Source organism: Streptomyces shenzhenensis (genome assembly GCF_021462265.1).
GTDB lineage: Bacteria > Actinomycetota > Actinomycetes > Streptomycetales > Streptomycetaceae > Streptomyces > Streptomyces shenzhenensis.
Genome location: NZ_JAJONF010000013.1, coordinates 15,877 through 30,287 on the forward strand (window position 1 = coordinate 15,877; position 14,411 = coordinate 30,287).

A 14,411-nucleotide genomic window follows, 5' to 3' on the forward strand; every position below is an offset into this window, starting at 1 on the left:
GGCGTACTACGGCCTGTAGGACGACTGGATCCCGACGAACGTCACGTCCGGAATGTCAAGGAACACGCAGGATCTTCGTGAGTGGCGGTCGTGGAAGCCGTAAGAATCCTGAGCCCTGCCTGCGCCTCATCGCCCGGCGTGCTGGGCGGCGAGCCGCACCGGGGCGTTCTGGGCGCCGTACCCGCGATACCCGGGATCCCGCTGGACCAGTTCGAAGAACACCCGGCCCACCGTCCGGGTGTAGCAGTGCCGGAAGACACCTCCCGCGTCGCGGTCGTAGAGGATGCCGAGGTCGCGGTACGTGTCCAGTTCCCCGTCGGCGAACTCGTACCGGGCGGCGAGGTCGTCGTGGTAGTTGGCGGGGATGGGCAGCAGACGGCCACCGGCCGCACGGAAGGCCCGGGCGGCGGCGACCACGTCCTCGACGGCCAGGGCGATGTGCTGGGCGTGCAGGGTGTCGTCGGCCGGGGCCGCGCCGACCCCGAGGGCGATCCGGACGCTGCCGTCGGCGTTGGTGACGGCGCGGGAGCGCAGCAGCCCGTAGGGGTCGGCGACGTCGACACTCTCCTGGGCACGCAGGCCGAGGACGCTGCGGTGGAAGAGGGTCGCCTCGTCGTACTGGTGCCAGGGCTGGACGAGCGCGAGGTGGTCGATGCGTGCCGCCGGCGTCCCCGGCTCGTCCGGCGTCTCGGCGAAGTCGGCCCGCCAGTCGGGGTGTTCGGGGTCGCGGCCGGTGGCGCAGAAGAACAGTTCCGTGCCGTCGGGCGCGGCGACCGCGGCGAGCGGGACGTCCTCGGGGGCCCGGCGGCGGGGCAGCACGGGGGCGAGCAGCGCCTCGGCTCGGCGGGCGGCGGCCCGCGGGTCCGGTGACTCCAGGCCGATCGCGGCGAGCCCGGTGCCGTCGCGGCGGACGGCGGGACCGGTGTTGAGCAGGATCCGGGCCTCGCCGCGTTCCCACAGGTCGACGGGCTTGCTCCGATGACGCGCGGTCCGGGCGAAGCCGAGGGCGCCGAGCAGCGCCGAGACCGGCTCTGCGTCGGGCGTGACGAGTTCGGCGAACGCGATCCCCGTCGGCACGACGGGCGGGGGCAGCTCCCCCGCCCCGACGGCCTCTTGCAGCACCAGCAGTGAGCGGTGCGCGTCGACGGCGGTCGGGCCGGCCTCGGCCTGCCGGAAGACGTCGTTGAAGACTTCGAGGGAGAGCGGCCCGTCGTACCCGGTCCGCAGCACATGGCGGACGAGCCCGGCCACGTCGAACCCGCCCTGACCCGGGAAGCAGCGATAGTGGCGGCTCCACTGGAGCACGTCCATGGCGAGAAGCGGGGCGTCGGCCAGCTGCAGGAAGAAGATCTTCTCGCCGGGGATGTCCTCGATGCCCTTCGGGTCGGACCCCCGCGAGAGGATGTGGAAGCTGTCGAGGCAGGTGCCGAGGGCGGGGTGCCCGGCCGCCTCGACGATCCGCCAGGCATGGTCGTACGTACTGACGTACCGCCCCCAGGCGAGCGCCTCGTAGGCGACGCGGATGCCGAAGTCCTGGGCGAGCGTCGCCAGGTGGCCGAGTTGCTCGGCCGCGAGAGCGTCGTCGTCGATCGCGGCCGGGGAAACGGAGGAACAGACGAGAACGGTGTCGGCCCCCAGCTCCCTCATCAGCGCGAACTTGTGCCGGGCGCGGCGGAGGTTGCGCGCGAACTCGTCGGCGGGGACCGCTTCGATGTCCCGCACGGGCTGGTAGAGGTCGATGGAGAGTCCGAGGTCGGCACAGCGGGCGCGGATCTCGCGGGGCGGGAGCGGACTGGCGAGCAGGTCGTTCTCGAAGATCTCGACGCCTTCGAACCCGGCTCGGGAGGCGGCGGTGAGCTTTTCGGTGAGAGACCCGCTGAGCGAAACGGTGGCAATGGAAGTACGCACGACTTTTTTCCTCACCTGCAGGACAGCGCCCCGTCAGGGACGCGGGGCGGTATCGATGTGCGGCTGCCGCCGCGGGGGCGCGAGAGACCACGACCGGCCCGCCCCGGTCACACGACCTGCCCCGCCGGCCTCTCCCCCAGCTCCCCGATGTCGGCCAGCATCCGGCCGCTGTCCGCCTCCCTCCCCGTGAACAGCCGGAACGCGTCCACGGCCTGGAACACGGCCATCCCGCCCCCGTCCAGCACGGCGCACCCCGATGCCCGTGCGGTCCGCACCAGTTCCGTCTCCAGGGGCCGGTACACCACCTCGGCCACCCACAAACCGGGCCGCAGCAGCTCCGCGGGCAACGGCAGCCCCGGATGTGCGGCCATCCCGGTCGGCGTCGCGTGCACCAGCCCGTCCGCACCGGCCAGCAGTTCCGGCAGCCGGTCCAGGTCCGCGGGGACCGCGCGCCCCGCGCCGAAGTACTGGTTCAGGGACCCCGCGAGATCGACGGCCCGGTCGGCCAGCGCGTCCACGACGGTGACCCGCTCCGCCCCCAGCGTGAGCGTCGCGTGCGCCACCGCGGCCCCCGCGCCCCCGGCGCCGAGCTGTACGACGCTCTCCAGCGGGGCGTCCGGCAGCCCCCGCGCGAACGACGCCGCGAACCCGGTCACGTCCGTGTTGTGGCCGACGGCCCTCCCGTCGGCCTCGAAGACCACCGTGTTGACCGCGCCGAGCGCCTCGGCCTGCGGGGCGAGGGCGTCCAGGTGCTCGATGACCAGCTGCTTGCAGGGGTGCGTGACGTTGAGTCCGTCGAAGCCGAGGTCACGCGCGGCCCGCACCAGCTCCCCCACGGCCTGCGGCGGCAGGCCGAGCACGTCGAGGTCGATCCGCCGGTACAGGTACCGCAGCCCCTGCCGGTCGGCCTCCCGCTCGTGCAGGGCCGGGCTGAGCGAGGGGCCGATGCCGGAACCGATCAGTCCGACGAGATACGAGTCCTTGGCCACGTGGCCCTCCCGAGCGACATCACTAATGTACGAACTAGTACGTTAGCTATAGCACCCGGGGCGACAGCGTGGGAAGGCCTCTTCGGGAACGCCGGCGCGGCGGGCTTCTACAATCTCCGGCAACGGCCGCCCCCCGAAGGAACCCGATAGGAACCCGATGACCAGCGTCGAAGAACCGGCACAGACCAACGGGCGGCTGCGCGACGCCGCCCGCACGCGGGCCGAGATCCTCGACGTGGCCACCCAGGAGTTCGCCCGGGCCGGCTACGACGGTGCCCGCGTCGACGAGATCGCGGCCCGCACCCGCACCACGAAGCGGATGATCTACTACTACTTCGGCGGCAAGGAGCAGCTGTTCACGGCGGTCCTGGAGCGCGCGTACGGGGTGATCCGCGAGGCCGAGCAGCAACTGGACGTCGAGCACCTGGACCCGGTCGCGGCGATCCGCCGGCTCGCCGAGCTGACCTTCGACCATCACGAGCAGCACCCGGACTTCATCCGTCTGGTCAGCATCGAGAACATCCACGGCGCCGAGCACATCGCGGCCTCCGCGAAGCTCGGCAGGATGGGCTCGCCGGCGCTCGAGGTGATCCGCCGGATCCTGGCCGCCGGGCAGGAGTCCGGCCTGTTCACGGCCGACGTCGACGCCGTGGACCTGCACGCGATGATCAGTTCGTTCTGCTTCTTCCGGGTGGCGAACCGGCACACCTTCGGCGTCCTCTTCGGCCGTGACCTGGTGGACCCGGCGCAGCGCGGGCACTACCGGGCCATGCTCGGCGACATGGTGATCGCCTACCTCACCGCGGAGCGCGCGGCGGACTGAGCGCGCCGGCCGCCGGACACCCGGCGGGACCGGACGGGTCCGGCACGGCCTCTTGACACCGGGGAAACGCGAGCGCAACATCCGTACCCATCGCGACTAACTACCCAGTGGGTTAATTAGCGTCCGCCCCTGGTCCGCCGACCCGTCATCCCTGGGAACCGGCCCTCTCCCCCGCCGCTCACTCCGCTTACGTTGGAGTTCCCCGAAGGAGCACCGCCGTGTCCGTCCCCGCCCAGTCCGCCGCCACCGCCGTACCACCCGGTGGCCAGCCGAGGAAGGCCGCCCTGGCCGCCTGGATCGGCAGCGCCCTGGAGTACTACGACTTCTTCATCTACGGCAGCGCGGCCGCGCTGATCTTCCCGAAGGTCTTCTTCGACGACTCGGACCCGGCCACCGCCACCCTGCTCTCGCTGGCCACGTTCGGTGTGGCGTACGCGGCCCGGCCGGTCGGGGCGCTGTTCCTCGGACATTTCGGGGACCGGATCGGCCGTAAGAAGATCATGGTCTTCACGCTGCTGCTGATGGGGCTGTCGACGTTTCTGATCGGCTGCCTGCCCACCCGCGCCCAGGTGGGCGGCCTCGCCCCGGTGCTGCTGGTGCTGTGCCGGGTGCTGCAGGGCATCTCGGCGGCGGGTGAGCAGGCCAGCGCCAGTTCGATGAGCCTGGAACACGCGCCGCCGAACCGGCGCGGCTTCTTCACCAGCTTCACGCTCAGCGGCACGCAGGGCGGTCAGCTGATCGCCACTCTCGTCTTCATCCCGGTCTCACAGATGCCCGAGGACCAGCTGATGTCCTGGGGCTGGCGGCTGCCGTTCTGGCTGAGTGTCGCGGTGGCCGTGGCCGGCTGGTTCATCCGGCGCAGGCTTCAGGAGACCCCGGCCTTCGCCCGGCAGACGGCGAGCGAAGGTGTCGTACGGCTGCCGCTGGTGACACTGCTGCGATACCACTGGGCGGACGTGCTGCGGGTGGTCGCGGGCGCGCTGATCGCCTCGGTGAGCACGATCTTCACGGTCTGGGCGCTGGCGTACGCGACGAGCGACTCGGTCGGGATGTCCAGGACGTCGATGCTGTGGGTGGGCGCGCTGGCGAACCTGGTGGCGCTGGGCGCGATCCCGGCGTGGGCCACGCTGTCGGACCGGATCGGCCGGCGGCCGGTGTACCTGATCGGCGCGGTGGGCAGCGCGGTGGCGATGTCCGGTTACCTGTGGGCGATCTCCACCGGCTCCTACCCGCTGATCATGCTCCTCGGGATCGTCGCCTTCGGTGTCGTCTACAGCGCGGCGAACGGTGTCTGGCCGTCCTTCTACGGAGAGATGTTCTCCACCCGGGTGCGGCTGTCGGGCATGGCGATCGGTACCCAGATCGGGTTCGCGGTGGCCGGGTTCGCGGTGACCTTCGCGGCACGGATCGCGGGCCCGGGCGGCGACGACTGGTCGGCGGTGGCGCTGTTCACGGCCGCGCTGTGCGTGCCGCCGGTGATCGCGGCGCTGTCGGCCCGCGAGACCCACACGGTACCGACCGAACTGCTCGGCGAGCGTCCGGGTACGGAGGCGGCGCGGCCGGAGACCGTGACGGCCTGAACCGGTCGCGTGGGCACGTGAGGTGGCTGCCGACGTCGATGCCGGCGAACGCGTTGCCGACACCCGCGTACTGGGTGGAGCCGGTGCCATACAGCGCGGCGGCCGTGTTCAGCGCGGCGGTACGGGCAGCGGCGTAGTGCGCGAGGAGCGGCCGACACGCGTCCGCCCGGGCCGGTGCCCGGGCGGACCACGGCCGTCACCCGTGCCGGAGGTCCGGGCCGACGCGGGCCGGGCCGAGCGAGCTGCTCGGCGGGCGTCCGGGTGCTCAGGCGGCGCGGCCGGAGACCGTGACGGCCTGAACCGGTCGCGTGGGCACGTGAGGTGGCTGCCACGGTCCGGAACCGGCCGTCTGACGCCGCCTCGGCCGGCGCGTCGATCCTGCCGGGCCGCGTGCAGCGGGCCGGGAACCGAGTGACTCAGCCGGACACCAGCAGCTCCGTCCAGTCCTTCGCCACCCGCTCCAGCGAGAACCCCTCCCGCACCTGTTGGCGGGCCGCCGCCCCGGCGGCCCGCCAGTCGTCCTGCTCGGCGAGGCCGGCGATGGCGTCGGCCATCGCCTCGGGGGTTTCGTGGATCCAGCGCCGGTCGTAGATCTCGTCCGCGCCGGGCCACGGCAGCAGCGCGGGTACCGCGCCGGAGGCCATGCCCTCGGCCGGGGCGAGGTGGAAGCTCTCGTCGTCGCTGGTGGACAGGACGTGCCCGACGCGGCGCAGCCAGTTGGCCACGTCAGGGCCGAACTGGTCGAAGACGACGGCCCCTTCGAGCAGCGGCGAGGTCTGCATGCGGCGCAGGATCGCGTCGTAGTGCTCGCGCTCCGCGGGCTTGTTCCAGATCCACCAGTACTCCCACGGCGGCTTGGACTTGACCGAGAGGTGCCAGCGGCGGTCCCGGGCCCGCAGGGCTTCGAGGACGTCGAGGCCGAGGTCTAGGCGTTTGCGGCTGGGCGCGATGCCGATCATGCCGAGCCGGTGGCGGGCGCCGGGCGCCTTGGGCCGGTCGAGCTGGTGCACGTCGACCCAGTTGCCGATCGTGGTGATCTTCGCGGCGGGCCAGCCGGTGCGGTCCCGGGTGGCACGGGCGTAGTACGGGCTGACGCACACCACCCGGTCGACGGCGTCGATGTCCACCTGGCGCGGGTATCCGGCGTCGAGTTCGAAACGGTGCAGGCGCACGATCAGCCTGCTGCCGCGCCGCTTGTGGCGGCTGTACCAGATCGCCGCCGGGCCGCACCACTCGACGACGACCACGTCGGCCCAGGCGGCGAGTTCGCGGCCGGCGGCCGCGTCGTGCTGGGCGAGCGCCGGCCAGGCGTCGATCCGGACGTCGAGGCCGGGCAGCGCGCGGAGATGGTCGAGGAGGCGGGTGAGGAACTTCAGGTCGTGGCCGGCGACGCCGACCCGCAGCGGGCGGGCCCGGGCGGTGACGGCGGCGGGCGCGGCCGGGAAGGCGCGGTCGAGGTGGCCGCGCCAGCGGGCCGCCGCGGCCTCCATGGTGTACTCCCGGGCGGCCGCCGCGCACCGGCCGGCGGCGAGCTGCCGGGCCTGCGTGTCGCGGACGGCGACGCGGACGGCGTCCGCCGCGTCCGCGAGGGTGGCGCCGCCCGGTACGAACAGGGGGTAGTCGGCGCCGAGCAGTGCCTCGTGGGCGGGGGTGCGGTTGAGCACGACGGGCAGGCCGACGGAGCCGAACTCCAGGACCTTGGTGGAGAGTTCGAGGCTCGCGTCGAGGGAGGTGTCGCGCCAGCCGAGGCCGAGGTCGCAGTCGGCGGCGAGGCGCATGGCCTCCTCGCGGGGCACGCCGCCGTGGTGCACGACCTCGGGGGTGGTGGTGAGCGCCTCGGCCATGGCGGTGTCGAAGCCGGGGTGGGCCGGGTCCTTGTGGATCTTGTCGCCGACGGTGTGCAGTTCGGCCCGGATGCCGCGCTCCGCCAGCAGTGCGGGCAGCCGGGTCATGGGCAGGGTGTTCCAGCGGGGCGCGAACTTGCCGGTGTAGACGAGGCGTACCGGATCGTGCAGGCCGTTGCGGTCCGGGACCGGGAAGCCGGGTTCGGGCACCGCGGGCGGGCTGAGCACGGACCGCCCGCAGGCCTCCGGCACCCAGGCCTCCAGGAAGCAGCGCAACTCCTCCGTCTGGCAAAGCAGTTGCCGGCAGGCGGTGGCGATGCGGGCGAGGTCGGCACGGGCCTCCTCGGTCATCTGGGCCGGGGACTGCGGGATGTCGGTGAGGTAGGCCCAGATCCGGCCGTCGAAGGCGCCGTCGCCGGCGATCTGCTTCACCAGCCTGCGGCCGCGCAGCACCAGCAGGTCGCAGGGCTCCTCCGCGTCGAGCCGGGCGAGCAGCCGCGAGGCCTGGAGGGGCGAGAGGGGGTGCGCGCCCTGGCCGGGGACGAGGTGTTCCTCGTACGGCCGCACCACGGTGACGCCGGGCAGTCCGGCCAGTGGGTCGGTCAGCCTGCCCGTCTCGACGGGGGCCTTGAGGACGAGGCGGGTCCGGCAGCCCGCGCGGGACAGCGCCTGCACCGTCGACTGGGCCCAGACGGCGGAGCCGTCGATGAGGTTGAGGTCCACGTCGCCGTAGACGAGCGCCCGGAGGGTGCGGGTCATGACGGTTCCTTTCCACGCACGGCGAACAGGCGGTGCCCGGCACGTGACCAGTTCTCCGGCGGGACGCCGGAGTCCAGGAGCGACCGGCGGACGAGCAGCGGGCGCAGGGCCGGTACGAAGGCGTAGTCGTCGGCGGCGGGGGTGTGGCCCACCGCGTCGGCGCCCGAGAACTCCTGGGCGCAGAGCAGGTCGAGCAGGAGGGTGTCCGGGCGGTCCTCGGTCAGGTCCGTCCAGTCGGCGACCCAGGGGGCGGTGGGCGGTCCGGCGTGGACGGCGACCGAGGCGGCGGTGAGTTCGTCGAGGGCGAGGCCCGCCGGATCGGCGACGACCACCTCGGCCGGCCGGTGCAGCTGGCCGAGCGCCTGGGCGACGAGCCGGGCCACGTCGGTGGCGTCGCGGGGCGCCGCCAGCACGGCGACCCGGCGTTCGGCGAGCGGGTCGGGGCCGCCGGTGAGTGCGGCCAGCCGGGCCAGCCGGACCCGGGTGCTGTCCTGCAGGAAGACGTCCCGGAGCCGGTCCCGGCCGTCGGTGACCGGGTCGAGGCGGCACAGCGCCGTGCCGGTGTCGCCGTCGAGGACGGTGTCCCAGGGCAGCTGGGAGAGCCCCGGGGCGGACGACGCCGGGCCGTCCCGCCACAGCACCGCCGTACGGCCCAGTCCCCTCGCCCGGGAGATCAGTTCGGCCAGCCGCCGGTCCAGGTCGGGGGCGAGTGCGGTGCCGGTGAGGGACCAGGGGCCGTCATGGGCCGCGCAGGCGCTCAGCTGGACCAGGAAGACGTCCGGGTCGGTGCGTTCGACCAGCAGCCGTCCGTCGTGCGGCAGCACCCGGCTGACCACCGCGTCCGCCGCGAAGTCCTGGGCGGTGCGGTCGGTGAGCACGCCGGTGATCACCAGCCGGTCGCGGGGCGCCACGGACAGGGCGCGGTGGGAGAGGTGGAAGCGGTCGTCGGTCCGCGGCTCCGGGGCGGGCGCGGGGACCAGGGTGCCGGAGGACCGGCCCTTGGCCTTCCGCTGCCGCCACAGCCCGTACAGCTCGCCCGGCAGCCGGGCCGCGCCGCGCTTCGGCGACCGGGCCGCCGACACCAGCGCCTTGCCGATCCGCAGCGAGGTGGAGCCCTCCAGCATGGCCACCCGTGCCTCCAGCACGCCGGTCCGCTCCCGGGCCCGGCGCAGCGCGGCGGAGAGCTGGTCCTTGTCCCGCAGGGCGGCGGCGAGCCGTTCGGCGAGGCCGTCCTCGCGGGCGGACTCCAGGGCGCGGGCGGTGTCCTCGGCGGCCCGTTCCAGGTCGATCAGGCGGGCCCGCTGGGAGCGGGAGACGAAGTCGGCGAGGACGTACTCGTCGGCGATCCGCAGCGCGGTGGCGAAGCCGTCGGCCGGCAGCGGGCGGCCGAACCAGTCGTGCGGCGGCAGGAGTTCCTCGGTGCACGCGAACACCGCGCCGGAGTGCAGATGCGTGTAGCCGAGCGAGGCGGCGTGCAGCACCTGGCAGCGGTGCGCCACCAGCGCGTCGAGCAGGCGGTGGTAGGGCAGGTCGGTGCCGGGGTGGCCGAAGACGATCAGGCCGCGGCCGCCGGGCCGCATCCGTTCCAGTGCGGCGAGACAGTCCGCCTCGGCCCCGTGCAGGGCGAGGTCCGGGCCGTAGCAGAGGAGCATCAGCTCCCCCTCGCCGACGGGCTGTTCGTGCCGGGTGAGTCCGACGCCGGGCGGCAGGTGCAGATAGGGGTCGAGACGCAGGCCGCCGCTGGTCGCGTCCACGACCGAGGTCACGTCGTCCAGGTGCGGGTGGAGCAGATCGGTCAGGCGCATCAGCGGGTCCTTGTGAAGACATGGAAGCCGACCCGGTTCTCGCGGAAGCCGTACGGCCGGAAGAGGGTGTGGCTCAGGCCCAGGGGTTCGAGTTCCGCGCGGTACGCGGCGACCGGCCGGTGCAGGATGTAGTCGCCGCGCGGGACGGGTTCGTCGGTGTTCTCGTCGGTGACGATCAGCCGGCCGGTGATCCGCACGAGTGAGGCGAGGTTGCGCAGGCTCGCCGCCCACGCGGCGTCGTCCAGGACGTGGAAGAGGACGTCCACGCACATCACCACGTCGTAGAGCCAGGGGCTGCGCCACTCGTCGAGGGCGGCGACGCGGTAGCGGGGGCCGCCGCCGGTGGTCCGGGCGTGGCGGACGGCCTCCTCGCTGGCGTCGAAGGCGTCGACGTGGTGGCCGCAGCGGGCGAGGGAGCGGGCGAAGTGCCCTTTGCCGCAGCCCGCGTCGAGGACGAACAGCGGGGCGGCGGGGCTGGACAGGTCGCCGATCAGGGTGAGGAGCTGGCCGAGCCGGATCGCGTAGAAGATCTCGTTGCCGGGCCGGTCCAGGCCGATGTGGCCGCCGGAGGCGAGGTCGTCGCGTTCGCGGTGCCGGTTGTCCCAGTAGGTGAGGGGGGCGTCGGTGTAGGTGCCGGCAGGGGTGCGGACGGCGTCAGTCATGGCGCTCCAGCCACTCGGTGAGCACGCGGGCGATACGGGGGCCGGCCTTGCCGTCCCACAGCGGCGGTCCTTCGGGGCCGGCCGGCGGCTGCCCGTCGAGGACCTTGCGCAGGGCGGGCACCAGTTCGCCGGGCCGGACCAGGCGGTTGGTGCCGTGGGTGACGGTGACCGGGCGTTCCGTGGTGGTGCGCAGCGTCAGGCAGGGCACGCCGAGCACGGTGGTCTCCTCCTGGACGCCGCCCGAGTCGGTGATCACGGCGGCGGCCCCGCGGACCAGGCCCATGAACTCGACGTAGCCGAGCGGTTCGAGGAGACGGATGCCGGGCGCGTCGGCGAGCCCCGCCTTGCGCAGCGCCTCCCGGCCGCGCGGGTGCAGGGGCACGGCGAGGTCCAGGTGACCGGCGGCCTCGGCGAGCGCGCGGGCGGCGGCCGCGGCGGCCTCGGGGTCGTCGACGTTGGCCGGGCGGTGCAGGGTGACCACGCCGTACCGGTCGGGCAGCGCGTGGGCGGCGCGGGCGGCGGCCGGGTCGAAATGCTCCAGATGGGTGAGCAGGGTGTCGATCATGGGGTTGCCGACGAAGTGCACCCGGTCCGGGGCGGCGCCCTCGCGCGCGAGGTGTCCGACGGCCTCCGGGCTGGTGACGAAGAGCAGCTCGGCCAGCTGGTCGACCAGGCGCCGGTTGACCTCCTCCGGCATCGCCATGTCGAAGCTGCGCAGCCCCGCCTCGACATGGGCCACCGGGATGCCCAGCTTGGCCGCGACCAGGGCCGCGGCCAGGGTGGAGTTCACGTCGCCGTAGACGACGACCAGGGCCGGGGCACGGGCGAGCAGCTCGCCCTCCAGGGCCACCAGCAGGTCGGCGGTCTGCCGGGCGTGGCTGCCCGAGCCGACGCCGAGGTCGGTGTCCGGGGCGGGCAGACCCAGCTCCCGGAAGAAGACGCGGGACATCCGTTCGTCGTAGTGCTGGCCGGTGTGCACCAGGACCTGGTCGTGCCCGGTCGCGCGCAGGGCGGCGACCACGGGCGCGGCCTTCACGAAGTTCGGCCTGGTCCCTACGACATGGAGTACACGGCCGTTCATGTCGTACGTTCTCCGCTCTGTCGGCCTACCGTGGCGACATGGCCCGACGTCCGTCCCGGCACCTGCCGCGTGGTATTTCTCGGTTCCCCCGTGCCATCAGCTTGGCCGCATCCGTCGCCTGGGGCGAGTTGCGGCACGACCCCGCCCGGGCCGCGCTGCTCGGCGTACGGCTGCTGCCGGGGCGGCTGCGGCGCGGGCTGGAGCCCGTCGAGCGGCGGCTCGCCGCCCGGGCCCGCGGGGCCGGGCCCACCGCCGCCCCGTCCGCGGCCCGGGTGCCGGCGCCCGCCGGCCGTCCGGTGCGGCCGGAGCCCGGCCGGGTGCTGCATCTGGTCACCAACGGGCTGCCGTTCGCACACGCCGGCTACACCGTGCGCACCCAGGCGCTCGCCGAGGCCCAGCGGGCGGCCGGCCTGGATCCGCACGTGGTGACCCGCATCGGGTTCCCGGTGGCGCAGGGCATCCTGGACGCCCGCCCGTTCCAGATCGTGAACGGGGTGCCGCAGCACCGGCTCCTGCCCTATGGCATGCCCTACGGGCCGGGCGCGGTGCTGGCGCGCAACGCCGAGCTGGCCGGGCGGCTGGTGGAGCGGCTGCGGCCGGCCGTGCTGCACGCGGCCACCGACCACGGCAACGGGCGGGTGGCGCTGGCCCTGCGGGAGACCTACGGGCTGCCCGTCGTCTACGAGGTGCGGGGCTTCCTGGAGGAGACCTGGCTGACGCAGGCGCCCGGCCGCGGACCGGACGACGCGTCGTACCGCGCCCGGCGCGCCCTGGAGACGTACTGCATGCGCGGGGCCGATCTGGTGCTGACGCTGGGCGCGGCGATGAAGGCCGAGATCGTGGGCCGCGGGGTGCCCGAGGAGCGGGTCCTGATCGTGCCCAACGCGGTGGACGACGCCTTCCTCGCCGCGCCGCCGGACGGGGCACGGCTGCGCGCCCGGCTCGGCATCGCGGCGGACGACTACGTGGTGGGCACCGTGAGCAGCCTTACTCCACACGAGGGAATCGGCACATTGCTCCATGCGGGTGCCGAACTGCGCCGCCGGGGTGTCCCGCTGCGCCTGCTGATCGTCGGTGACGGGCCGGAGCGCGGCAGGCTCGAGGCACTGGCCCGGCGGCTCGGTCTCGGCGCCGGCGCCGCCCTGTTCACCGGCCGCGTGCCGCACCACCAAGTGCGCGCCTACCACGGCGTTCTGGACGTCTTCGCGGTGCCGCGCACCGACGGACGGGTCTGCCATCTGGTCACCCCGCTCAAGCCGGTCGAAGCGATGGCGAGCGGTCTTCCCGTGGCGGCCAGTGATGTCACGGCCCTGCGAGAGCTGGTGGAGGACGGCGTGAACGGGCGGCTCATCCCACCTGAATCTCCGCATGCTTGGGCAGAAGCTCTCGAAGTATTGCTCTACAGTCGAAACAGGCGGCATGAATGGGGAGCATCCGCCCGCGCGCTGGTAGCGCGTGAACGCACCTGGAAAAGGGTCGCTGCCACGACCCGAGAGGCGTACCGCGCTCTTGGATGTGTCTGAGACCCCGCGCCCGGAACCGCTCACCGTCCGGGCTCTTCGGATCCGTACGGCGTCTGCCGTAGCTGCCGTCGAGGGCGGAGTGAATCCCTATGCAGGTCGAAAAGGCCGTACCGCTCGGGGAATCGAGCGCATCGCTCGGGGATGAGGAACAGACCGACAGTTTCGAACTGGCCGTCATCGGGCTCGGCTACGTCGGGCTCCCGCTCGCGCGGGAGGCGTCGCTGGTCGGCCTGAGAGTGGCCGGGCTCGACCTCGACCCACGGGTCGTGGAGGGCCTCAACGCCGGCCACTCCCATGTCGACGACGTCTCCGACGAGGACGTCGCGCGGATGCGGGCGGCCGGGTTCACCGCGTTCACCGACGACAAGTGGCTGGCCCGGGCGCAGACCGTCGTGATCTGCGTGCCGACCCCGCTCGGCGAGGACGGCGGCCCCGACCTGAGCGCGGTGACCTCCGCCGCGCGGACGGTGGCCGGCCGGCTGCGCCCCGGACGGCTCGTCGTGCTGGAGTCGACCACCTATCCGGGCACCACCGAGGAGATCGTCAAACCCCTCCTGGAGGAGTCGGGGCTGCGGGCCGGCGAGGACTTCGCGCTGGCCTTCTCACCGGAGCGCATCGACCCCGGCAACACCACCCACGGGCTGCGCGAGACACCGAAGGTGGTCGGCGGCTGCACCCCGGCGTGCGCGGCGAAGGCCGCCGCCTTCTACGGCAAGCTCGTCGACACGGTCGTGCAGGCCAAGGGCACCCGCGAGGCCGAGATGGCCAAGCTGCTCGAGAACACCTACCGGCACGTCAACATCGCCCTGGTCAACGAACTGGCCATTCTGTGCCGCGAGTTGCAGGTCGACGTGTGGGACGCGATCCGCTGCGCGGGCACCAAGCCGTTCGGTTTCCAGCCCTTCAGGCCGAGCGCCGGGGTGGGCGGGCACTGCATTCCGATCGACCCCAACTACCTTTCCTACAAGGTGCGTTCGCTCGGTTACGAGTTCCGGTTCGTGGAACTGGCCCGGGAGATCAACGCGCACATGCCGGAGTACGTGGTGCGGCGCGCCCAGGACCTGCTCAACCACGAGGGCCGCGCCCTGCACGGTTCCCGGGTGCTGCTCCTCGGCGTCACCTACAAGCCGGACGTCGCCGACCAGCGCGAGGCGCCGGCGGTGCCGGTGGCCCGGCTGCTGCGCGAGCGGGAGGCCGAGATCGCCTTCCACGACCCGTTCGTACCGGCCTGGTTCGTGGACGGGGAGGCCGTGCCCCGCGTCGCCGACGTCATGCCCGCCGTGCGCTCGCACGACCTGACCATCCTGCTCCAGGACCACTCCGTCTACGACCTCTCGGCCCTCGGCGACGAGGCCCGCCTGCTCTTCGACACCCGGGGGCGGATCTTCCGGCCCGGCGTCGAGGTGCTGTAACCGGCCGCTGCTTGGACCGCTGTGG

General features: G+C 73.3%; 10 protein-coding genes. 4 read left to right on the plus strand and 6 right to left on the minus strand.

The features are described 5' to 3' along the window. Positions 1 to 126: 126 nt before the first annotated feature. Together LQ326_RS18630 and LQ326_RS18635 are read right to left on the minus strand one after the other, a co-directional pair. A complete protein-coding gene (locus tag LQ326_RS18630) occupies positions 127 to 1,908 on the minus strand; it encodes a bifunctional sugar phosphate isomerase/epimerase/4-hydroxyphenylpyruvate dioxygenase family protein (RefSeq protein ID WP_234538215.1) in 1,782 nt (593 codons plus the stop codon). Between the two features lie 107 nt (positions 1,909 to 2,015). Then, positions 2,016 to 2,897 carry a shikimate dehydrogenase gene (locus LQ326_RS18635; RefSeq protein ID WP_234538217.1) on the minus strand — a complete coding sequence of 294 codons (882 nt, stop codon included), beginning with the start codon at positions 2,895 to 2,897 and terminating at the stop codon, positions 2,016 to 2,018. 157 nt (positions 2,898 to 3,054) lie between these two features. On the opposite strand from LQ326_RS18635, the gene LQ326_RS18640 reads away from it, so the two are divergent. Continuing rightward, positions 3,055 to 3,720, plus strand: coding sequence for a TetR/AcrR family transcriptional regulator (locus tag LQ326_RS18640; RefSeq protein WP_234538219.1), 666 nt, complete (start codon positions 3,055 to 3,057; stop codon positions 3,718 to 3,720). A gap of 218 nt (positions 3,721 to 3,938) precedes the next feature. After that, positions 3,939 to 5,300 carry an MFS transporter gene (locus LQ326_RS18645; protein WP_234538221.1) on the plus strand — a complete coding sequence of 454 codons (1,362 nt, stop codon included), beginning with the start codon at positions 3,939 to 3,941 and terminating at the stop codon, positions 5,298 to 5,300. A 416-nt stretch (positions 5,301 to 5,716) separates the two neighbouring features. On the opposite strand, the gene LQ326_RS18650 is transcribed toward LQ326_RS18645, so the two are convergent. From LQ326_RS18650 to wecB, 4 genes are read right to left on the minus strand one after another with little or no spacing between them, the layout of a single operon-like run. After that, positions 5,717 to 7,903, minus strand: coding sequence for a glycosyltransferase (locus LQ326_RS18650; protein ID WP_234538223.1), 2,187 nt, complete (start codon positions 7,901 to 7,903; stop codon positions 5,717 to 5,719). Continuing rightward, entirely contained in the window at positions 7,900 to 9,708 is a 1,809-nt protein-coding gene (locus LQ326_RS18655) for a hypothetical protein (RefSeq protein WP_234538225.1), read from the minus strand. The genes LQ326_RS18650 and LQ326_RS18655 overlap by 4 nt, the downstream gene beginning before the upstream one ends. Beyond that, the gene (locus LQ326_RS18660; protein WP_234538227.1) at positions 9,708 to 10,370 is read right to left on the minus strand and encodes a class I SAM-dependent methyltransferase; all 663 of its coding nucleotides are present in this window, start codon (positions 10,368 to 10,370) and stop codon (positions 9,708 to 9,710) included. The genes LQ326_RS18655 and LQ326_RS18660 overlap by 1 nt, the downstream gene beginning before the upstream one ends. After that, the gene (gene wecB, locus LQ326_RS18665) at positions 10,363 to 11,451 is read right to left on the minus strand and encodes a non-hydrolyzing UDP-N-acetylglucosamine 2-epimerase (protein ID WP_234538229.1); all 1,089 of its coding nucleotides are present in this window, start codon (positions 11,449 to 11,451) and stop codon (positions 10,363 to 10,365) included. Before wecB ends, LQ326_RS18660 begins: the two co-directional genes overlap by 8 nt. 101 nt (positions 11,452 to 11,552) lie before the next feature. Here wecB and LQ326_RS18670 point away from each other — a divergent pair, with 101 nt between their 5' ends. Continuing rightward, entirely contained in the window at positions 11,553 to 12,974 is a 1,422-nt protein-coding gene (locus LQ326_RS18670; protein ID WP_234538233.1) for a glycosyltransferase family 4 protein, read from the plus strand. An 89-nt stretch (positions 12,975 to 13,063) separates the two neighbouring features. Beyond that, entirely contained in the window at positions 13,064 to 14,386 is a 1,323-nt protein-coding gene (locus LQ326_RS18675) for a nucleotide sugar dehydrogenase (protein WP_234538236.1), read from the plus strand. Positions 14,387 to 14,411 lie beyond the last annotated feature (25 nt).